Origin of the sequence: Gordonia sp. NPDC003585 (assembly GCF_040610755.1) — a bacterium.
Lineage (GTDB): Bacteria > Actinomycetota > Actinomycetes > Mycobacteriales > Mycobacteriaceae > Gordonia.
The window spans coordinates 1-20,696 of the sequence record NZ_JBEXMX010000090.1 but is presented as its reverse complement, the minus strand read 5'-3'; the positions used below and the strand labels follow the sequence as shown (position 1 = coordinate 20,696).

General features: G+C 66.8%; 20 protein-coding genes and 2 pseudogenes. 8 read left to right on the top strand and 14 right to left on the bottom strand.

The features are described 5' to 3' along the window. Nucleotides 1-1,852: pseudogene (locus ABZW74_RS20530) on the bottom strand (hypothetical protein); the annotation flags it as partial. A 342-nt stretch (nucleotides 1,853-2,194) separates the two neighbouring features. On the opposite strand from ABZW74_RS20530, the gene ABZW74_RS20525 reads away from it, so the two are divergent. From ABZW74_RS20525 to ABZW74_RS20515, 3 genes are read left to right on the top strand one after another with little or no spacing between them, the layout of a single operon-like run. Next, nucleotides 2,195-3,505, top strand: coding sequence for a DUF1254 domain-containing protein (locus ABZW74_RS20525; RefSeq protein ID WP_240856256.1), 1,311 nt, complete (start codon nucleotides 2,195-2,197; stop codon nucleotides 3,503-3,505). A 56-nt stretch (nucleotides 3,506-3,561) separates the two neighbouring features. Further along, nucleotides 3,562-4,098 (top strand): GNAT family N-acetyltransferase, encoded by a 537-nt coding sequence (locus ABZW74_RS20520; protein WP_240856257.1) that lies wholly within the window; start codon nucleotides 3,562-3,564, stop codon nucleotides 4,096-4,098. A gap of 6 nt (nucleotides 4,099-4,104) precedes the next feature. Then, nucleotides 4,105-5,160 carry an LLM class flavin-dependent oxidoreductase gene (locus tag ABZW74_RS20515; protein ID WP_240856258.1) on the top strand — a complete coding sequence of 352 codons (1,056 nt, stop codon included), beginning with the start codon at nucleotides 4,105-4,107 and terminating at the stop codon, nucleotides 5,158-5,160. A 2-nt stretch (nucleotides 5,161-5,162) separates the two neighbouring features. Here ABZW74_RS20515 and ABZW74_RS20510 read toward each other — a convergent pair whose 3' ends face one another. After that, entirely contained in the window at nucleotides 5,163-5,561 is a 399-nt protein-coding gene (locus ABZW74_RS20510; RefSeq protein ID WP_240856259.1) for a hypothetical protein, read from the bottom strand. Nucleotides 5,562-5,692: 131 nt separating this feature from the next. On the opposite strand from ABZW74_RS20510, the gene ABZW74_RS20505 reads away from it, so the two are divergent. After that, nucleotides 5,693-6,667, top strand: a complete 975-nt coding sequence (locus tag ABZW74_RS20505; protein ID WP_240856260.1) for an EamA family transporter — start codon at nucleotides 5,693-5,695, stop codon at nucleotides 6,665-6,667. Nucleotides 6,668-6,916: 249 nt separating this feature from the next. On the opposite strand, the gene ABZW74_RS20500 is transcribed toward ABZW74_RS20505, so the two are convergent. After that, the gene (locus tag ABZW74_RS20500) at nucleotides 6,917-7,993 is read right to left on the bottom strand and encodes an alpha/beta hydrolase (protein WP_240856261.1); all 1,077 of its coding nucleotides are present in this window, start codon (nucleotides 7,991-7,993) and stop codon (nucleotides 6,917-6,919) included. Nucleotides 7,994-8,064: 71 nt separating this feature from the next. Here ABZW74_RS20500 and ABZW74_RS20495 point away from each other — a divergent pair, with 71 nt between their 5' ends. Next, nucleotides 8,065-9,327 carry a MurT ligase domain-containing protein gene (locus tag ABZW74_RS20495; protein WP_240856262.1) on the top strand — a complete coding sequence of 421 codons (1,263 nt, stop codon included), beginning with the start codon at nucleotides 8,065-8,067 and terminating at the stop codon, nucleotides 9,325-9,327. Further along, a complete protein-coding gene (locus tag ABZW74_RS20490; protein ID WP_240856263.1) occupies nucleotides 9,324-10,046 on the top strand; it encodes a glutamine amidotransferase in 723 nt (240 codons plus the stop codon). Before ABZW74_RS20495 ends, ABZW74_RS20490 begins: the two co-directional genes overlap by 4 nt. Here the strand turns inward: ABZW74_RS20490 and ABZW74_RS20485 are convergent. The 10 genes from ABZW74_RS20485 to ABZW74_RS20440 all read right to left on the bottom strand — a co-directional run bounded on the left by ABZW74_RS20485 (nucleotide 10,008) and on the right by ABZW74_RS20440 (nucleotide 16,861). Continuing rightward, nucleotides 10,008-10,748: a uracil-DNA glycosylase gene (locus tag ABZW74_RS20485; RefSeq protein ID WP_355278906.1), complete on the bottom strand. Its 741-nt coding sequence runs from the start codon at nucleotides 10,746-10,748 to the stop codon at nucleotides 10,008-10,010. The genes ABZW74_RS20490 and ABZW74_RS20485 overlap by 39 nt on opposite strands. A gap of 18 nt (nucleotides 10,749-10,766) precedes the next feature. Continuing rightward, a complete protein-coding gene (locus ABZW74_RS20480) occupies nucleotides 10,767-11,264 on the bottom strand; it encodes a hypothetical protein (RefSeq protein WP_355278919.1) in 498 nt (165 codons plus the stop codon). A gap of 65 nt (nucleotides 11,265-11,329) precedes the next feature. After that, the gene (locus ABZW74_RS20475; protein WP_355278916.1) at nucleotides 11,330-12,943 is read right to left on the bottom strand and encodes an alpha/beta fold hydrolase; all 1,614 of its coding nucleotides are present in this window, start codon (nucleotides 12,941-12,943) and stop codon (nucleotides 11,330-11,332) included. Nucleotides 12,944-13,035: 92 nt separating this feature from the next. Then, the gene (recR, locus tag ABZW74_RS20470) at nucleotides 13,036-13,647 is read right to left on the bottom strand and encodes a recombination mediator RecR (protein ID WP_240856265.1); all 612 of its coding nucleotides are present in this window, start codon (nucleotides 13,645-13,647) and stop codon (nucleotides 13,036-13,038) included. Between the two features lie 28 nt (nucleotides 13,648-13,675). Beyond that, a complete protein-coding gene (locus ABZW74_RS20465; protein ID WP_240856266.1) occupies nucleotides 13,676-14,041 on the bottom strand; it encodes a YbaB/EbfC family nucleoid-associated protein in 366 nt (121 codons plus the stop codon). 21 nt (nucleotides 14,042-14,062) lie between these two features. Further along, nucleotides 14,063-14,392 carry a hypothetical protein gene (locus ABZW74_RS20460; RefSeq protein ID WP_240856267.1) on the bottom strand — a complete coding sequence of 110 codons (330 nt, stop codon included), beginning with the start codon at nucleotides 14,390-14,392 and terminating at the stop codon, nucleotides 14,063-14,065. A 29-nt stretch (nucleotides 14,393-14,421) separates the two neighbouring features. After that, a complete protein-coding gene (locus ABZW74_RS20455; RefSeq protein WP_355278901.1) occupies nucleotides 14,422-15,069 on the bottom strand; it encodes a dihydrofolate reductase family protein in 648 nt (215 codons plus the stop codon). Continuing rightward, a complete protein-coding gene (locus ABZW74_RS20450; RefSeq protein WP_355278898.1) occupies nucleotides 15,066-15,425 on the bottom strand; it encodes a hypothetical protein in 360 nt (119 codons plus the stop codon). The genes ABZW74_RS20455 and ABZW74_RS20450 overlap by 4 nt, the downstream gene beginning before the upstream one ends. A gap of 23 nt (nucleotides 15,426-15,448) precedes the next feature. Further along, nucleotides 15,449-16,315 carry a pseudouridine synthase gene (locus ABZW74_RS20445; RefSeq protein ID WP_240856270.1) on the bottom strand — a complete coding sequence of 289 codons (867 nt, stop codon included), beginning with the start codon at nucleotides 16,313-16,315 and terminating at the stop codon, nucleotides 15,449-15,451. Nucleotides 16,316-16,384: 69 nt separating this feature from the next. Further along, nucleotides 16,385-16,861 carry an SRPBCC family protein gene (locus tag ABZW74_RS20440; RefSeq protein ID WP_240856271.1) on the bottom strand — a complete coding sequence of 159 codons (477 nt, stop codon included), beginning with the start codon at nucleotides 16,859-16,861 and terminating at the stop codon, nucleotides 16,385-16,387. A gap of 80 nt (nucleotides 16,862-16,941) precedes the next feature. Between ABZW74_RS20440 and ABZW74_RS20435 the strand changes: the two genes are divergently transcribed. Together ABZW74_RS20435 and ABZW74_RS20430 are read left to right on the top strand one after the other, a co-directional pair. Next, nucleotides 16,942-18,324 (top strand): FAD-binding oxidoreductase, encoded by a 1,383-nt coding sequence (locus tag ABZW74_RS20435; RefSeq protein ID WP_355278914.1) that lies wholly within the window; start codon nucleotides 16,942-16,944, stop codon nucleotides 18,322-18,324. Further along, entirely contained in the window at nucleotides 18,321-19,640 is a 1,320-nt protein-coding gene (locus ABZW74_RS20430; RefSeq protein ID WP_240856272.1) for a class I SAM-dependent methyltransferase, read from the top strand. The genes ABZW74_RS20435 and ABZW74_RS20430 overlap by 4 nt, the downstream gene beginning before the upstream one ends. Nucleotides 19,641-19,840: 200 nt before the next feature. On the opposite strand, the pseudogene ABZW74_RS20425 reads toward ABZW74_RS20430, so the two are convergent. Then, nucleotides 19,841-20,696 (bottom strand): annotated as a pseudogene (locus tag ABZW74_RS20425) (DNA polymerase III subunit gamma/tau); the annotation flags it as partial.

Sequence of the window (20,696 nt, the reverse complement as noted above, 5' to 3'; positions counted from 1 at the left end):
CGAGCAAGACTCGCGCCCCCGCATCGGATTGCGTCCTGCTGCCCCGACATCCGCGCTCCACGGCGGCCTCGGCGAGTTTCAGTTCGTTGCGCTCGAGGTGCATCAGCGCCGCCGCGGCGTACAGCGCGGTGACCTGCGGCTCCCGACTCCAGCCTCGACGGTCCACCGTGGCGAGGACCTCACCCACCTGCCGGCCAACCGCCGGAAGCGCACCGTGGATGACGTCGATGATGGTGAGGTAGGCCGAAGCGGCGATCGCCATCAGGGAAATGCCTGCGCCCGCAGCGCGATCCCGACACACGGCCAGAATCTGGCTCGCGGCTTCCAGGTCACCGCGATGCATCAGCCCGATGCCGCGGGCGTTCTCGGCGATGAGCAGGAGCCCGGCCGCACTCGGCAGCTCCGAACTCGGGACGCTCCGCACGATCGTCGCGACCGCCGCACCGCGGTCGACAAGTTCGGCGAGACGGCTGATTCGCGCGTGGACCATCTCACACAGCGCGATGATGAGTCGCGCGGGAAGGCCTTCGTCGGCGAATTCCTTTGCAGCCATTGCATTCTGATGCATCGCTGCGAAGTCGCCACGTTGAAACTCGGCGACAGCGGCGATCAGGAGAGTGGCCACGGTGGGGCCGCGCGAATTCTGCACCGTGGCCGGACTCATCGCGGCGACGAGAGCGGGTGCGTGCGGTGAGAGGATCAACGGAACCGCCACGGTCGCCAGGACCGTCAGCATCTGATCCCAGTCGGCCGCCAGCCCGAGATGCCGCAGACCTTCGATCGGGTCCCCCGCACCGACAAACCAGGCTGCCGCCTTTCGGTGCAAAGGAGCCGCGATGTCAGGGTTTTCGGCGTCGAGCCGGGAACGCAGCAGCTCACGCAGCAACGGATGGTAGCTATACCAGCCCTCCCGATCGGTCAGCTGCACCGTCAACGCGTTGATCGCCACCAGCCCATCGAGCACGGTTCCACTGTCGGCTCGGCCGGTCAGCGCCCGCGCCAGGTTTGCGTTGATAGGGTCGGCAATACTGGTGGCCAGCAAGAACTTACGATCGCTCGGCGCGATGTGATCGAGCACCTCTTCGAGCAGGTAGGCGGCGACGAGCCGCTGTTTGCCGCCGAACCTGCGCAGACCTTCGTGCAGGTCGCCGCGGTCGGCAGAGAGCAGCAGAAGCCGGAGGCCTGCGGGCCAGCCGGCCGTCTTCTCGACGATGACGTCGATGTCGGCGGACGACACGTCGGCACCCGCTCGACGGCAGAACTCCTCGACCTCGGGCCTGGTGAAGGCGAGTTCGTCGGCGCCGATCTCGACCAGGTCACCGGCGATCTGGCGGCGCCGCAGACGCAGTGGCGGCTCGGTCCTGGTGATCAGCACCAGGCGCAGCGTCGACGGCCGGCGATCGAGGAGTTCGCTGATGGAGGCGATCACCTCCGGATCGGAGATCGTGTGAAAGTCATCGACCACGAGGACCGTGTCCGCCCTCAACTCGCACAGTGCGTCGAGGATCCGTTCGAGCTCGGCCGAACCGAACTCGACGCCCGGTGTGAGGTCGGCAAGTGCCGCGTTGCCGGAGTCACCGTCGGCGTCGGTGATCGCCGCGACCACGCCAAGCCAGAACGATCGCAGGCCACTTGCGCCACCTGCCACCAGCCAGGCGATGTGCTGGTCGGTCTTCGACGCCCATGCGGCCACTGCAAGGGTCTTGCCGTAGCCGGCTCCCGCGCAGACCACGGTCAGAGGATGGCGCACGCCTCGGTTCAGCGCGTCGGCAACGCGCGGACGGCGCACGAAACCGGGCGGCACGGCCGGGCGTCCACCGCCCGGCACCACCTGCAGAGCCGGCTGGCCCATCGCGCACCTCAGTTCCCCGGATCTTCACGACACGCTGCAGTAACGCGTCCGTACTCGAAGGAATCGTAGACGGTCGGTCATACGAACCGGGTGACGCGTGGACAGAACATTGTCGGTGACGATGTGGTCGGTCGGCGTCGACCGTGGTGCTCGGAGAGTGTGGAGGTGGAGATGATCCGACCTGGCCGCCTGCAACGAGGTGCCGTCATCGGGCATCCCGTGGTGCGAGCAATGCCCGATGACAACGCTGCCGACGTGGTCAGGGCGGCCATTCGGCGGCGCCGTGAGAGCAGCGCCGACCATGCTCCGTCGACCCAAACTCCACCGACCGCGAGGGCGGACATGACAAGCTCCCCGAACGACAACCTGGCCACATTGGCCGCCGAGGCGTACACCTACCTGTACCCACTCGTGACGATGGACGTCACCCGGCGACAGCAGACATCGCCGCGGTCGCCGTCGGGCTTCGGTGGCGCGAATCGCTTCAACCACTTGCGGGCGTTCCCCACCGCCGAGTTCCGCTCGGTGGTCCGCCCCAACTTCGACACCCTGTACTCGATGGTCTGGCTCGATCTCACCGGCGGACCGGTGTTGATCGAGGTTCCCGAGGCCGATCGCTACTACATGCTGCCGTTCCTGGACATGTGGACGGACGTTTTCGCGGCGCCGGGCACCCGGACCACCGGCAACGGTCCCGCGCGCTACGTTCTCGTCGGTCCGGGGAACGTCGGCCTCGACAACGGCGTGATCCCCGACGTCGCGACCCTCATCATCACTCCGACTCCCCACGTGTGGGCGATCGGCCGAGTCCAGACAAACGGCCCATCCGACTACGCCACTGTCGGCAAGTTTCAGGACGGACTGTCGATCACCGAACTCACACCCGGCAACCTCGCGACGACCGGCGGCGACATCGACGTGCAGACCGAACCCGTGCGACTCGTCAACGGGTTGTCTGTGGTGGAGTTCTTCGCCTGGGCGGCCGAGATCCTGGCTGTCAATCCTCCGCATCCGACCGACTTCTCCGTGCTGGCGCGGATCGCGCGCATCGGACTGGTGCCGGGCATGCCGTTCGATGCTGCGCAGTTCGACGACGCAGCGTTGGCCGAACTCGAGAAGGGCCGGGCTGCCGCGCTGGCGAAGATCACCGACCTTTCACACCTTGCGCAGCCGGTGAACGGATGGATGACCCTGACGAACTCGATCGGGGTCTACGGCAACGACTACCTGCAGCGTGCACGCATCACGCTGCTCGGCCTCGGGGCGAACCCGGCCGACGACGCCGCGTACCCGGTGCTGGTGGCCGACGCGGACGGCACACCACTCGACGGGGACAACGACTATGTCATCCACTTCCCGGCCGACGGGCTGCCACCGGTGGACGCGTTCTGGTCGGTGACCATGTACGACGCGGAGGGCTATCAGGTGGCCAACGAGCTCGACCGATTCGCCATCGGCGATCGAGATCGCTTGCGGTACAACGACGACGGTTCGCTGGATCTGTATCTCCAGCACGCCGATCCGGGCGCGGACAAACGGGACAACTGGCTGCCCGCACCGCGTGGCACCCTTGGCGTGACGATGCGCCTCTACCAACCCCATCCCGAGGTTCTCGATGGCCGCTGGACTCCACCTGCGGTCGTGCGACGCTGAGAGCGTAAGACGAAAGGGCTACTGTCTTATCGTTTTTCGCGGACTACGATCTGGACATGACCGATGACCTCGTGATCAGACCGGCGATCGAGGACGACGCCGCGGGTCTGTTCGATCTCCGTGAACGCGTGGCCGCCGAGGGGGTGTGGATCGGCTCCGAGGCCCCACTCGACCCGGCGCGCGAGCGCGGACTCTTCCGGTCGCTGGTCGATTCCGAGGACAAGGCACTGTTCATCGCGCTCATCGGCGACGACATCGTCGGCGGTCTCGGTATCGCCTTCGGGTTGCCCGGTGTCACCGAGTTCGGCATGCAGATCGACCGCGCCTGGCGACACCGCGGAATCGGCAGTGCACTGATGACCGAGGCCATCGCGTGGAGCACCGAGCGCGGAGCCCACAAACTCGAACTCCAGGTCTGGCCGCACAACGGTCCGGCGATCGGACTCTACGAGAAGTTCGGATTTGTGCGAGAGGGTTGTCTGCGGCGGCACTACCGGCGCCGCTCCGGCGAACTCTGGGACGCCGTGGTCATGGGACTGGTGCTGGACACCGCATCGCCGGGGTCGGAATTAAACGGACCGCGGTACGTTTAGACGGTTATGAAGAACATCGGTTTCCTCTCCTTTGGCCACTGGTCCGATTCCCCCGGTTCGCAGGTGCGGTCCGGGTCCGACGCCTTGCTGCAGTCCGTCGAACTGGCGGTCGCAGCCGAGGAACTGGGCGCAGACGGCGCCTACTTCCGTGTGCACCACTTCGCCCGCCAGCTCGCATCACCGTTCCCGCTGCTGGCAGCCATCGGCGCGCGCACCAACCGCATCGAGATCGGCACCGGCGTGATCGACATGCGCTACGAGAACCCTATGTACATGGCCGAAGACGCGGGCGCCGCGGACCTGATCTCGCGCGGCCGCCTGCAGCTGGGCGTCAGCCGTGGCTCACCCGAGCAGGTCATCGACGGCTACAAGTACTTCGGCTACGTCCCACCTGAGGAATCGACGGCAACACGCGACCCGCTCGCTCCGTTCCCGGCGCCGGACGCCGATATGGCGCGTCAGCACACCGACGTCTTCCTGAAGGTCATCGAGGGCAAGGGATTCGCGCAGCCGAACCCTCGGCCGATGTTCCCCAATCCGCCCGGCCTGCTGCCCATCGAGCCGCAATCACCCGGGCTCCGGGATCGGATCTGGTGGGGCGCAGGCACGCGTGCGACGGCCGAATGGACGGCCCGCCAAGGCATGAACCTCATGAGTTCAACCCTGCTGACCGAGGACACCGGAGTGCCGTTCCATCAGCTGCAGGCAGAACAGATCGAACGCTTCCGCAAGGTCTGGGCCGACGAGGGGCACGAGCGCATACCACGAGTCTCGGTGAGCCGCAGCATCTTTGCGCTCATCGACGATCGCGATCGGATGTACTTCGGACGTGGTGGTGCCGAGGACGACCAGGTCGGCGTGATCGACAACAGCGTCGCGCGATTCGGTCGGAGCTACGCTGACGAACCCGACAAGCTCATCGAGCAACTACGCGAGGACGAGGCGATCGCGGCCGCCGACACGCTGCTGCTGACGGTACCCAACCAACTAGGCGTCGAATACAACGCACACGTGATCGAGTCGATCCTGACGCATGTGGCGCCGGAACTCGGTTGGCGCTGAATTCAGATCCCGAGGATGCCCGCGGTGGTGTTGCTCGCCCAGGTCGCGATGTCGTTGATCTGGCCGCGCGGCGCATAGAGCCACAGTGTGGGGCTGCTCTGCCGGCCGCACCTCAACACCACCGGGTGCCGGCCGGCCTTCACCGCCGCACCCGACACGGTCGCCGTGCCACCGGTCGAGATCGGCACAACCTTGTTCCCGACAAAGAGCTTGCACCTCTCCGACCGTGCGTCGCCCTTGTCGAAAGTGACCTGCCAATCGGTGTTGCCCGAAATCGACACAGCGATGCGCGGGCCGACGACGGCCCGCGCGTCGGCCGCACCGATCGTCGTGCCCACCCCCACCGCCGTCACGGCGAGAACTGTCGCTGCACCCGAAAGCATGACCCCGAATCTGCTCATGCCGGAATGATGCCACACCGGGTCGGCATTGTGGCAAGCCTCACCACCGGGCAATTAATGTAGCAAGTATGAACTATCTATGCGGATAAATTCGATTGTCCTTCACCGATTCAGGCCGCACGATGGCAATCATGTCCCCACGTGATCGCGCCCTCGGCCTGGCAGTCGTCCTCCTGTGGGGTTTCAACTTCATCGCCATCCGCCTGGGCCTCGACCACTTCCCACCGTTCTTCTTCGCGGCGCTGCGGTTCGCGGTCATGGCGATCCCGGTGATGCTGTTCGTGCGGTTCCCCAAGGTGCAACTGCGCTGGTTCTTCCTGTACGCAGTCGGTTTCGGCACACTGCAGTTCGCGTGCTTGTTCCTCGCGATGGAGTTGGGCATGCCGACAGGTCTCGCCTCACTCGTCCTGCAGACCTCCGCGCCGTTCACCGTCATCCTCGGCGTCGTGTTCCTGCGGGAGCGCATGGCGCCGCTGCAGGTGATCGGAATCGTCGCGGCGGTCGGCGGAATGGCACTCATCGCGGTGGATCGGACCGCGCACAGCAGTCTGGGTGTCGGCGCGTTGTTGCCGATCGCGCTCACCGTCCTCGGCGGATTGTCCTGGGCCTTCGGCAACATCGGCGGGCGGCTCGCACAGCCCGACGACGCCCTGCGCATGACGCTGTGGATGTCGGTGATCCCGCCGATCCCGCTCTATGCCCTCAGCCTTGCGGTCGAGGGACCGTCGGCCGGATTCGACGCGGTCGCCACCCTCGGCACCCACACCGGCATCCTCGCGTTGTGCGGTCTCGCCTACGTGGTGCTACTCGGCACTATCGCCGGTTCGGGAATCTGGACCTCGCTCATGTCCCGGCACGCGGCCAGTCGCGTCGCACCGTTGTCGCTGCTCGTGCCCATCGTCGGCATCAGCGCGTCGTGGGCGTTTCTCGGTGAGACGCCGACGATCGTCGAGCTGGCCGGGGCCGCTGTCGTGATCGTGGGGTGCGCGGCAGGCGTGCTCGCCGCGCCGGTGTCCCGACCGCATTTGCCGGAAACTCCGTCGGCCGACGACAGCGCCGAGCCCCAACTCGTCGGTGCCGCGGCTCCCGGTCGCCGGCTGAGATGAGGTGACGGCGACGATCGTGGCGGCGGGAAGAACGCCTCCCCGCCGGCTAGGTGCGAGCCTGCGAGCTTCGGCCCAGTGAGATGACATTGTTGTCTCACCAGGCCCTTCGAGGCTCGTCGCTGGCGCTCCTCGCACCTCAGGGAGCGGTGGGGGCGTAGCGGACCGTCGCTGGCGCTCCTCGCACCTCAGGGAGCGGTGGGGTCGAAGCGTTTCCGCAGTTCAGGAGGCCTGAAAGCAGTACTCTTCGATTCAGTCCTCGGGCTGCACCTTCTCGATCGCTTCACGAACGGCCTCGTTGACCCGGTCCACGGCCGCGCGTGCACCGGCGCTGATCAGCGTCATGTTGGCGAAGGCGTGGATCATGGCGCCCTCTCGTTGCACCGTGACCGGAACTCCGGCGTCGACCAGCCGCTGCGCATACTCGAGGCCCTCGTCGCGGAGTGGGTCGAAGCCCGCCACCACGACGTGCGCGGGAGCGAGGCCGCTCAGATCCTCGGCCAGCAGCGGCGAGCAGCGTGGATCGGTGAGCATCGCAGGTTCCGGCACGTAATGGTTGTTGAACCATTCGAGCCGCTCCTCGGTGAGGAACAGGCCAGACTCGAACTCGCGGCGCGACGGCCGCACATTCCCCAGATCGGTGATCGGATAGAGCAGCAGTTGCAGGCACGGGGTCACGCCGTCGCCGCGGACCTGCTGAGCCACCACCGCGCTCAGGTTTCCACCGGCACTGTCGCCGCCGACGACGATCCGGTTCGGCGAGCGCCCCCAGCGAGGCGCCGCCTCGACCGCAAACCGCCATGCCGCGACCGCGTCCTCGACGGCAGCCGGAAAAGGGTGCTCGGGGGCGAGCCGGTAGTCGACCGACAGCACGTCGACGTCTGCACCCAGGGCCAGTCGCCGGACGAGACCGTCGTGGCTGATCCGACTGCCGAGGACGAAACCGCCACCGTGAAAGAACACCAGCAGACCGGACGATTCCTCGCGGGCACGGTATCGCGTCGCCGGGATCGGCCCGCTCGGCGAGTCGATGACCAGATCTTCTTCGACCGCGAACGGCGGGAACTTCTCGGCCAGTCCCGCAGCACCCTCGTCGACACCACGACGCGAGGGCTCCACTTCTGGACCGCCGAGACCCATCCCGGGGATGTGCGCCGCCGACCAGCCCACGGCAGCCATCTCCGGCGCCAGCCGTTCACCGTCGGCGTTCACTCGCGTGCGTCTACCGAACAGCGGAGAGACCAGGGGTTGCAGCTTTCCCATCCCCGACATGAGGGCGCGCTGGGGTCGGGCGAGGGGCGACAGCTTCATCGTTGTGGCACGGCTCACAGCAGGGACCTTACGCGGCGTGCGCATCTGCGCACACACCCGTGCCGAAGTCCTATGACAGACTCGTCCCCATGCCCGACCGTGTACCTGTCCGCACCTCGATCGCGTTGACGGCTGCCGCCGCGGCCCGCTGGGCGTCGCGCACGGCAGGACGAGGCAAGGGTTCGATGATCGGCGGCCTGGTGGCCGCAAAGATTGATCCCGACATCATGCGACGACTCGCCGCAGGAAAACGGACCGCGATCATCACCGGAACCAACGGGAAGTCCACCACCACTCGGATGACCGCTGCGGCACTCGCCGAGATCGGTGAGGTGGCCACCCAGGCCGACGGCGCCAACATGGACGCCGGGATCATCGCCACCCTGACCCTGCAGCGCAGCGCACCGGTGTGCGCGCTCGAAGTCGACGAGTTGCACGTACCGCATGTCAGCGACGCCGTCGACCCCGAAGTCCTTGTGCTGCTCAATCTCTCCCGCGACCAGCTCGACCGCGTCGGCGAGATCAACATGATCGAGCGGCGGCTGCGCGAAGGAATCTCGCGCCATCCGAAGACGACCGTCGTCGCCAACTGCGACGATGTGCTGGTCACCTCTGCCGCCTTCGACGCGGAGCATGTTGTGTGGGTGGCGGCCGGCGCGAGTTGGGTCGGCGACTCGGTGAGCTGTCCACGCACCGGCGAACCCATCGTCCGATCCGACGACGGTTGGTATTCGACCGGCGACCAATCGTTCCGTCGACCCACCCCGGATTGGTGGGTCGACGACGAGAACATCTATGGCCCGGACGGCTTCCGGTCGCGCCTCGATCTCGCGGTACCGGGGCGGGCCAACCGAGGCAACGCCGCGCAGGCGGTCGCGGCAGCGGTCGCGATGGGCGCCGATCCGGACAAGGCCGTCGCAGCCGTCGGCACCGTCGGCGAGGTCGCCGGACGGTATGGCATCCACCAGGTCGGCAATCACTCCGTGCGCACTCTGCTCGCCAAGAACCCGGCCGGCTGGCAAGAGGCCCTCTCCATGATCGACCAGGACGCCGACGGTTTGGTGATCGCCGTCAACGGCCAGGTCCCCGACGGCGAGGATCTCTCGTGGCTGTGGGATGTGCGGTTCGAGGCATTCGAGACCATGGCCGTGGTCGCCGCCGGCGAACGTGCCGCCGACTTGTCGGTCCGGCTGCTCTACGCGGGCGCCGAACACACCACCATCCCGGATCCCGTGCGCGCCATCGCATCCTGTCCGCCGGGCCGCGTTGAGGTACTCGCGAACTACACCGCGTTCCGCGATCTGGGTATCGCCCTGGATCGTGCCGCTCGGTCCCGGAGGGGTGAGCAATGAGCGAGTCCACTGTGCGGATCGGGCTGGTCCTGCCTGACGTGATGGGCACCTACGGCGACGGCGGCAACGCGCTCATCCTGCGGCAGCGCGCCCGGATGCGCGGCATCGACGCCGAGGTCGTGCAGATCACGCTCGACGACGAGGTACCCGAGTCCCTGGACGTCTACACCCTCGGTGGCGCAGAGGATTACGCCCAGCGGCTCGCCACACGCCACCTGACCAAGTTCCCCGGGTTACAGCGCGCTGCCGCGGCCGGGCGTCCGGTCCTGGCCATCTGCGCGGCCATCCAGGTGCTCGGACACTGGTATGAGACGTCGGCCGGCGAGCGCGTCGACGGCATCTCGCTGTTCGACCTCACGACGTCGCCGCAAGCGGCTCGCAGCATCGGCGAACTCGTCACCGACCCCGTCATCGACGAACTCACCTCGCCGCTCACCGGATTCGAAAACCACCGTGGCGGAAGCACACTCGGCTCCGACGCCCGGCCACTCGGCCGGGTGCGACACGGCGTCGGGAACGGCGTCGGCGACGGCACCGAAGGTGTGGTGCAGGGTTCGGTGATCGGAACCTACATGCACGGACCGGCACTGGCCCGCAATCCGGAGTTGGCCGATTTCCTGTTGGCCCGGGCGATGGGCGTCGAACGGCTCGACCCGCTGGAACTACCCGAAGTCGACCGCCTACGACGCGAACGGCTCGTCGCCGGACGACGCGGCTGAGTTCCCCGGATCGACTCCCGCGAATTCTGCTGCGGCAGTAAGCACATCGACGACCATCGGTAAGGTCAGCCGGCCGGTGAAGGTGTTGTGCTGGCTGACGTGGTAGCAACCGAAGACGACGATCTCCTGCTGCCCCCGAGCCAGCGATGCCGTGGCACCGTGGGCGAACACCGGCCGCGGGCGCGGCACGGTCCAGCCCAGTTCCGCGAGAGTGTGCAGTGTCTGACGCCATCCGAACGCACCGAGCGCGACCACCGACCGCATGCTGGGTGCCAGCAACTCGAGCTCCGCATGCATCCAGTGCGCGCAACGGTCCCGTTCTTCGGGGGTCGGCTTGTTCTGCGGCGGTGCGCAATGCACCGGTGCCGTCATTCTCGTTCGGTACAGCTTCATCCCGTCGTGGGCCGACACCGCGGTCGCTTGATTGGCCAGCCCCGCTTCGAAGAGCGCGGCGAACAGCATGTCGCCACTACGGTCACCAGTGAACATCCGGCCGGTCCGGTTGGCACCGTGGGCGGCAGGGGCAAGGCCGATGATCACGATTGCGGCGTCGGTCGGCCCGAAGCCGGGTACCGGTCGGCCCCAATAGGTCTCGTCGGCGAACGCTGCCCGCTTCTCCTGCGCGACGCGTTCGCGCCATTCGACGAGCCGCGGGCAGGCGCGGCATTGCACCAGTTCCCGGTCGAGGTCGGCGATGGTCATGCTCCGAGCCTATGCCGATCAGTCCAGAACCCGACAACGCTCTCGGGTGCGGTCGACGGCAAACCACCCGCGCTCGAACTGTTGCCACTGTGCGAGGTGGGGTCGCGCTTGCTCGCCGTCGCGTGCGACGGCACGTTCGAGCCGTTCTTCCGCGGGTGGACCGTCGAGCCACAGGGTGTGCGTCAGCCGGTTCGCGATCCGACGCCGAGCCGACGACACGCCTTCGATGACCAGCAACGGCTGCCAGCGATACCAGACGCGGGTTCCGGGCTCGGGCACCCCGTCGTGCCAGACACGTGGCCGGTACTGATAGTCGTGGCGGCGGATAAAGGCGTGCAGCACATCGGTTTCCAGCTCCGGCCACCACGCCACCGGGTTGTCCCAGGTGGCGAAGTCGTCGGTGCGGACGAGCACCGCACCGGTGCGGTTGGCGGCAAGTTTGGCCATCAGCGCGTCGGCAACACGGGATTTGCCCGCGCCCGACGGTCCGTCGATCGCAACGATCCCCGACACCATCTCGGCGGCGAGAGCGTCGAGCCGAGCGTCGACTGCAGGATCGAGCCCTGCCGCCGCGACGGGTGTCACCAGCCGTAGCCGACCCGCTCGCTGCGCGACTCGGAGGTAGGACCGGGCAGACGGGTGAGCGGCGTGGTGATCGGCGCCTGCGGTGCCGACGTCACCGACGTGTGGCCGGTGATCAGATACTGGGCGATGGCAGCGTCGAGCGGACGGTTCCCGCGGGCGAGTTGTCCGTGATCGCCGCCGCCGACCGTGATGAGGTGTGCACCCATCTGCGCGCGCAGCCTCATCGCGCCACGATAGGGCGTCTGCGGGTCGCCGAGGCTGTTGATCAGCAGCGGTTGCACCGCAAGCCCACGGTTTCGCGTGGCCACCGGCCGAACGATAGGAGTGGTTCCGGCGCAGGCGATTCCGGCGCCCCAGAACAGTCCGGGAGCGTCGAAGACGTCACTGACGACGAGGTTGCTGAAGAGCGCCGCAGGGATCTGCGACGGCTGCGCCGGGTACTGATTCTCGTTGCACATGATGATGTTGTGCATATTGCTCGACGCCTCGGCGGCGGCGATCTCCTCCTGCGTCGGCTTGACGGCCTTCCGACGCGGGAGCTTGTTGGCCAGGCGCAATGCGACGATCGGCCAGTAGTTGCGGTCGGGCGCGAGCTGACGCGTCCCGACGAGCAACGACGAATCCGACTGCTCCTTGCCGGTCAGCATCGTCGCGACGAAGTTCTCCCACCGCGCCCGGACATCGGCGGTCAGGTTGACACCCGCAATGTACTGCTGCGACACGGCTTTCAGGCCTGGCGGAACATCGCCCACCTGTGCAGGCGGCGCGGCCAGTGAGGGCGGTACACCCGCCTGCTTCTCCACCAGCGCACTCCACTTGCGGTACACCGCGAGTGGTGTCTTCCCTAGGTGATAGATGTTGTCGTGCTGGGCAATCCACGTCATCATCGCGTTGACCCGCGCCTTGTACCCGGGCGTCTGGTCGTTGCCGACACGATTCCACACACCGGTCGGGTCGACGGCCGAGTCGAGCACGAGACGATCGGTGTGCTGCGGGTACAACGTCGCATACGTGGCCATCAGCGTGGTGCCGTACGAGAGTCCGTACAGACTGAGCTTGTTGACTCCGAGAGCGCGTCGCACCATCTCGATGTCTCGTGCGGTGTTCTCGGTGGTGATGGTCGACGGATAGCCCGGGCTCTGCCGCTCGCAGCGTTGCCGATTGATCGCGCCGTAGTTCATCAATGCTTCGATGTCGTTGTCGGCGTTGAACTTCGCACACCGAATCGGCGTGGCGCTCCACAGCCCACGTGGCTGGACGGCCACCAGGTCGAAGCGGTCGCGCACAGGTGCGGGAGGTGGCGCCCACGAGAAGAGGCCGAGCGCGTCGCCGCCGGGACCGCCCGGATTGCCGACCAGCACCCCGATCTTGTGCGCCGGGTCGCGGGCGGGGATGCGGCTGACGGTCACGTTGATCGTCGGACCATTCGGCTTGGCGTAGTCACGCGGCACAACGACCGTTGCGCACTGGACGGCACTGCTGGTGCTGTGCACCTTGGGGCAGGGACCCCACTGCAACGACTGCGGGGCCGCGACAGCTTGCGGCGGGGTAGTCAGTACACCCGCGGCGGCGCCGATCGCCACGACGGCACCCAGCAATCGCACACCCATTCGGTGTTTCAACACACACTCCCCCGTCTCGGCATCCCTATATCTCTAGCAGACGCCGTCCCGGCACGCGCCGCCGGAAAGGCCGCAGCGGCTCAGGCGAGGATACGACGACCCGACAAGGCCCGCCCGAGTGTGAGTTCGTCGGCGAATTCAAGATCTCCGCCCATCGGAAGCCCCGACGCCAGTCGCGTCACGGACAGTCCGGGGAAGTCCTTGAGCATGCGCAGCAGGTAGGTTGCGGTCGCCTCGCCCTCGGTGTTGGGATCGGTGGCCACGATGATCTCCGTGACGTCGTTGCCGTCCTCGGTGTTCGCCAGACGCCGGAGCAACTCGCGAATGCGCAGTTGATCGGGCCCGATCCCCGACAACGGGTCGAGTGCACCTCCGAGCACGTGATAGCGGCCGTGGAATTCCTTCGTCCGCTCGATGGCGTGCACGTCCTTGGGCTCTTCGACGACGCAGATCTTGGTGGCGTCGCGCCGGGCGTCCGAACAGATGCGGCACAGCCGGTTGGCCGACACGTTCCCGCATTCGGCGCAGAAGGTCACGTCGTCGCGCACCCGACCGAGGGCGGCGATCAGCCGGTCGATGTCGACCTTCTCGCCCGCGAGCAGCGCAAACGCGATCCGTTGGGCGCCCTTGGGCCCGAGTCCCGGCTGTTTGGCCAGCTCATCGATCAGGTCCTGGATCGGTCCCTCGTACATCGGTGGTCCCGGCTTCTTCGGTGGGGCCTCAGCCGAGTCCCGGCAGGCCGCCGAGTCCTCCGGCGAGCGGGCCCATCTTCTCGGTCGCGAGCGTTTCGCGCTTCGTCGACAGATCGGCGAGTGCCCCGAGCACCAGGTCTTGCAGGGTCTCGACGTCGTCCGGGTCGACGACCTTGGGGTCGATGGTCACTGCGGTGATCTCCCCGGTGCCGTTGCCGGTGACGGTGACCAGGCCGTTTCCCGCGGTCCCGACGACCTCCGTCGCGGCGATCTCGTTCTGTGCGTTCAGCAGCTGCTCCTGCATCTGCTGGGCCTGGGCCAACAGCCCGGCCATCGGGTTGTCGCCACCCCCGCCGCCGCCGAACAGTGCGCTGGGATCGAAAGGTTGAGTCACCCGTCCAGGGTAACCGTCAGCTCAACGCAGCAATCGATCGACATGCGCCGCGATGTCGTCGACGGTGGACTCGTCGGCGGGGCTGATCTCGAAGGACAGCAGTTCGTCCCCGAAGAGGCGACTCGCGCGACGCGTCAATGCGAATTCGAACCGGTCCTCGACGCGGCGCCAGTCGGCGATCCCGCCGTAGATCGGCGCGCTGGCCCCGGTGGTCACGCAGTATTCGTGGGCGCGGGGACCGCCGACGAGGTCGCGTTGGATCTGGAAACAGGCCAGTGACTCGTCGTCGATGAACACGACGGCCTCACATCCCAGGTCGGGATGTCGTTCATACGACGCGCGGATCGTCACCTCGCCAGGCTAGCGGACGCGTCCAGACGTCAGCGTCGCCAGAACAGGTGGTGCGTGACGCCACTCGGGCTGGGCACGACCTCCAGATAAAAGCGGTCGAGCAGCTCGTCGGGTGTCTCCCACAGCCGCGATCCGCCACCGAGTTCGACGTCGCACACGGCCACCTGCATGGTGTCGACGAGGTCGGCGTCGAGGAATGAGCGGATGATCGCCGCCCCGCCACCGAGTCGCACGTCCTTGCCGTCGGCCGCTGCGCGCGCCATCTCGAGTACGGCTGCGGGTTCGTCGTCGACGAAGTGGAAGGTGGTGTCGGACAGACTGAACGACGGCCGAGCATCGTGGGTCATCACGAAGACCGGGGTGTGGAATGGTGGTTCGTCGCCCCACCAGCCGAGCCACTCGTCGTGATCCTCCCAGGGACCGCGCAGCGGACTGAATTTGTTGCGCCCCATGATCTCGGCGCCGATGTTGTGGTGGAAGTCGCGGGTGAAGTAGTCGTCGAGACCGCGAGTGCCGCCGGGTTCGGTCCGATTGGGCCAGCTCGCGGTTGCCCCCGCCCAGGCGAAGATGCTCGCCGGATCGGCATGACCGAACGAACGCTCGACGCTCTGTCCCTCGCCCGCGCCGTATCCGTCGCGCGACACCCCGAAATTCTGGACTCGCAGCAACTGCGTCATGTCGTCTCCTCGGTGACGGGAGTGGCCACCAGTGCCACCTCGAACAGTTCGGTGCGTGCAATCGCACTGTCACGCTCGGCGGCCAGTGCAGTCCGACGCGGATCGGCCATGAAGCGGTCCAGCGCCGCTCGGTCCCCGATCGAGATGATCTGAAGCTCGTCGGGCCCGTCCGGATCGTCACAGAGGGCGCGCTGTCGCACCGAACGGATAGCGCGCTGTCGCACCGAACAGACAGCGCGCTGTCGCACGACGCCCCCATGGTCGGCGACCAGGGCAAGCACCTTGTCCTCGTAGGAGTGCATCTCCGCCCGACGACCGGGGTGAGCCCACAGGAGACAACACAGATCAAGCGCCATGTATCCATCATGACCGTCTGTGCTCATCCGGTCACCGACCGCCGACTCTCGAAGCGACGACGCTCGCCGGTGATCGGGTCGGTGAACTCCAGCGCATGCGCGATCAGTCGCAGTGGTGCGGAGAAGTCTCCCTTGTCGGGCCGCGCCGCCAGTTCGGGGCGCACGTCAGGATAGAGCGGGTCGTCGACGATCGGCACGCCCAGCTGCGACATGTGCAGCCGCAGCTGGTGCGTGCGACCGGTGTGCGGGACCAACCGGTAGACGCCGCCATCCATAGTGGTGTCGATGAGGGTGACGTCGCTGATCGCGTTGACCGGGCCGTCGACGACGAGTGCGCGCAGGTCCCCGGCGGTTTTCTCGATGCGGTTGCGCACGGTGACGGTATCGGTCAGCGATGCGTCGACCGGGGCAAGCGCCCGATACTCCTTGGCGGCGGTCCGCGACGCGAACAACTCTTGGTAGGCCGAGCGCACCTGCGGCCGCAGGGTGAAGAGCAGCACTCCGGCGGTCAGCCGATCGAGCCGATGCGCCGGTGCGACGTCGTCGGAGCCGAGTTGGCGCCGCAGACGCACCAACGCTGTCTGCGTCACATGTCGGCCGCGCGGCATCGTCGCCAGAAAATGCGGCTTGTCGACGACGACGATGTTGTCGTCGCGATACAGGATCGGCAGGTCAAACGGGATCGGCACCTCGTCGGCGACGTCTCGGTAGAGGTAGATCGACGTGTTCAGGCGGGCCGGGTCGTCCAGCGAGATCGGTTGGCCGGCTGCATCGACGATCTCTCCGGCGTCGGCGCGATCGCTCAGGTCATCGTCGGTGAGGCCGTCGAGCGAGGGTGTGGTCAGCAGGCACTCGCGCACGGTCCGATCCGGGCCGGAGCGCAAGACCACACGCGTCGCATCGACCCCGTCACGAATCGGCAGCGGCGATGGTCGCCGGCGGCCCCGACGCACCGACGGTCAGCTCTCCAGGCGCGTCTTGAGGTTCGCGAGCAGCGCAGCCTGGATGCGTGCAAGTCCCTTCGGCGCGAAGGTCTTCTCGAAGAAGCCGCCGATGCCGCTGGCGTTGCTGTTCCAGGTGGTCGTGGTGGTCACCTTGGAGCCGTTGCCCGCGGCGACGACCTGGTACGTCGTGACCATCGTCGAGTTCTCGTCGCGTTCGGTGACGGTAGCTGCAGCATTCGCCCCGCTCGCTCCGCTCCCGGCGGCGGGAACCACCGACACGGTGGCCTTCACGTCACGCTGACGCTTGGAGGTGGCCTGCAGAATCCAGTGCACCACGGTGCCGTCGCCGTTGCCGCCGCTGATCACGGCGTAGTCGCGGTACTGCTCGGGCAGGATCGCCGGACGCACCTCGTTGTAGTCGGCCAGCGCGCCGATCACGGCGTCGGGAGCGGCGGCGATGTCGACCGACTGAGTTGCGGAAATCTGACCCACGATTGGGCTCTCCTTAGAACTGATTGGCGGGTGCACTGATCACGTCCTAGGCTAGCCAAGTGAACTCTGACCGGTTGGAGATGGGGGCAGAGGCTTTCGACCAGGGGGTGTCGACCCTCCTGGCGAGTTATCGCGCCATTCCGCCCGAGGCCACCGTGCGGCTGGCCAAGAAGACGTCGAACCTGTTTCGCAAGCGTGCGGCCAATCCATATCCCGGTCTGGACGTCTCGGGTCTGGACCGGGTGATCTCGGTGGACCCCGACGCGAAGACCGCGGACGTCGCGGGCATGTGCACCTACGAGAACCTGGTCGCGGTCACTCTCCCGTACGGCCTGGCGCCGACGGTGGTGCCGCAGTTGAAGACCATCACGCTCGGCGGCGCGGTCACCGGACTCGGCATCGAGTCGACGTCGTTCCGCGACGGATTGCCGCACGAGGCCGTGCTCGAGATCGACATCCTGACCGGCAGCGGCGAGATCATCACCGCCACACCCACGAACGAGCATTCCGATCTGTTCTTCGGGTTCCCCAACTCCTACGGCACACTCGGCTACTCGGTGCGACTCAAGATCGAGCTCGTGCCGGTGTCTCCGTATGTCGAACTGCGCCATGTCCGTTTCGACCGGCTCGCCGACCTGCAGTCGACGATGAGCACGATCGTCGACACCGGCACCTACGACGGGCAGCAGGTCGATTACCTTGACGGCGTGGTGTTCTCGGCCACCGAGTCTTACCTGACGCTGGGTCGGTCGACGACCGAGCCGGGACCGGTCTCCGACTACACCGGCATGGACATCTATTACCGGTCCATCCAGAGCAAGAAGACCGACCGGCTGACCATCCACGATTACCTATGGCGCTGGGACACCGACTGGTTCTGGTGTTCCCGCGCGTTCGGCGCTCAGAACCCGCGTATCCGACGCCTGTGGCCCAAACGCTATCTGCGCAGCAGCTTCTACTGGAAGCTGATCGGCCTCGATCAGCGGTACGACATCGGCGACCGGCTCAACGCACGCAAGGGTGAACCGCCCGGCGAACGCGTCGTCCAGGACATCGAGGTCCCGATCGAGAACACCACGGCCTACCTCGAATGGTTTCTCGCCAACATCCCGATCGAGCCGATTTGGCTGTGCCCGCTGCGGTTACGTGAGCCGGCACTCTCCGGCTCCGACCCCGCACGCCCGTGGCCGCTGTATCCGTTGCAACCGCACAAGACCTACGTCAACGTCGGCTTCTGGTCGGCGGTCCCGGTGACGCCGGGAGACCCCGGCCACGCCAACAAGATGATCGAACACAAGGTGGCCGAGCTCGACGGTCACAAGTCGCTGTACTCGGAATCCTTCTACAGCCCCGAGGATTTCGACGAGCTCTACGGCGGCGAACACTATCGGCTGCTCAAGAAGCGGTACGACCCGCGGGGACGTCTGCTGGATCTCTATGCGAAAGCGGTGAAGCGCCAATGACCACATTCCGTGAAACGTCGTCGGGACTCGATACCGGTTCGACCAAGATGAGTCTTGCCGAGATCTTCGAGTCGCTCCTCGGCGGGAACCTCCAGATCCGGATCACCGCCTACGACGGCAGTTCCGCCGGCCCGATCGACGCGCCGTACGGCCTGAATCTCAAAACTCCGCGTGGCACAACCTATCTGGTCACCGCGCCCGGTGATCTCGGGCTGGCACGCGCCTACATCGCCGGCGACCTCGAACTCATCGGGGCACACCCGGGCGACCCGTACGAGGCGTTGCGCGCGCTGGCCGGCGACCTCGAGTTCACCCGTCCGTCCGCCCTGGCGCTCGCGCAGATCGCCCGCTCCATCGGACTCGAACACTTCAAGCCGATCGCACCGCCGCCCCAGGAGGCCGTGCCCCGCTGGCGCCGATTCGCCGAGGGCTTCCGGCACAGCAAGTCCCGCGACGCCGAAGTGATCCACTATCACTACGACGTCTCGAACACCTTCTACGAGTGGGTACTCGGGCCGTCGATGACCTACACCTGCGCGGTCTATCCCGATCGCGACGCGTCGCTGGAGTCCGCACAGGACAACAAGTACCGGCTCGTCTACGACAAGCTGCGGCTCAAGCCCGGCGACCGGCTGCTCGACATCGGTTGCGGCTGGGGCGGAATGGTCCGCTACGCCGCCCGACGCGGCGTCAAGGTCATCGGCGCGACGTTGTCCGCCGAACAGGCCGAATGGGCGCAGAAGGCCATCGCCGACGAGGGACTCGGCGAACTCGCCGAGGTCCGACACAGCGACTACCGCGACGTCCCCGAGGGCGATTTCGACGCGGTGTCGTCGATCGGTCTCACCGAGCACATCGGCGTGAGCAACTACCCCGCCTACTTCGGGTTCATGCGCGACAAGCTCCGCGACGGCGGAATGCTGTTGAACCACTGCATCACCCGCCCGGACAACTCCGGACGCAACCGGGCCGGATCGTTCATCGACCGCTATGTGTTCCCCGACGGGGAGCTGACGGGCTCCGGCAAGATCATCTCCAAGCTTCAGGACATCGGCGGCATGGAAGTGGTGCACGAGGAGAACTTCCGCGAGCACTACGCGATGACGCTGCGCGACTGGAACGTCAACCTCGTCGAGCATTGGGACGAGGCCGTCGAAGAGGTCGGCGAAGGCACCGCGCGCCTGTGGGGCCTGTACATGGCGGGGTGTCGAATCGGGTTCGACCGCAACATCATCCAGCTACATCATGTCTTGGCCACCAAACTCGACAAGTTCGGCAACAGCGACCTCCCGCTGCGCCCGTGGTGGGACGCCTGACACCGTGATTCTGTAGAGACGAGCGCCCACTCCTCCACCGGCCGACGTACGAGCCTGCCCCCGCCGGCTGAGGTGCGAGCCTGCGAGCCTCGAAGCCCCTGGTGAGATGACATCGTTGGCTTACCAGGCCTTCGAGGCTCCTCGCTAGCGCTCGTCGCGCCTCAGGCAGCGGAATCCGGGACCAGGGAGCGGGGGTTCTCTCACTCGAGCGGGCGTGCGCCCAACTCTGATTGGAGCAGCTCGAGGGCGGCCTTCCCCGGGTCGTGCCGGCCTTCGGGTGTGGCCGCCTGGGCGTCGGCGACCATTTCCTCGCGTTCGTCCTGGGGGATGTCCTCATCGGCGCGCGGCGGCTCGGGCTCCTCGGGTTCGGCCACCGGCTCCGGTGCCGATTCCACCGATGACGTTGCAGCAGAAGGAGTTTGCGTGGCCGCTTGGCTGCGCCGTGCGTAGGTTTGCCGCGACTTGGCAGCCGACTGCGCAGGTTTCGCCGACGTACGCGCCTGGCCGGATGGCGCAGCGCCGCCACCGGGCGGCTGATGGATGGTCTGGACGTCGAACTCCGTCCCGAGGACATCCTTGAAGGCTTCCCTGATGATCGCGATGGCGTGCGGCGCCGACAACCGGCCGACGAGGATCTCCACCGGGTGCGACAAGATCACGGTCTGATCCTGCAGATCGTGGACGGTTGCCGACGACAGCATCGGCTCGACGGTCTTGCCCTGCGAACTGTGGCCACGCACGGCCGTGCGCACCTCCTGGAAGCGCTTGCGGAGCGTGTCCAGATCAAGCCCCGGAGCCGGCGGCTCTGCAGGCTCCGGTTCTGCCTTCGACGTGAGGCGCGGCCGGGGATCGTCGGGTGGTGCGTCGTAGTCGTCGGATGGTTCATCAGGAAGTGGAATATCGTCGGCTGCAGCAACTTCCGGCTCGGGCGTCAGTTCAGGTGTCGGTTGCTTCGGAACCGGCGTCGGCTCTGGCGTCTTCTCTGGCTCGGGCTCGGGTGCCGCCTCGGTGCGTGCCGCCGGTGTGCGCGCCGGAGGCTGCGGTGCCGTCGGCGTC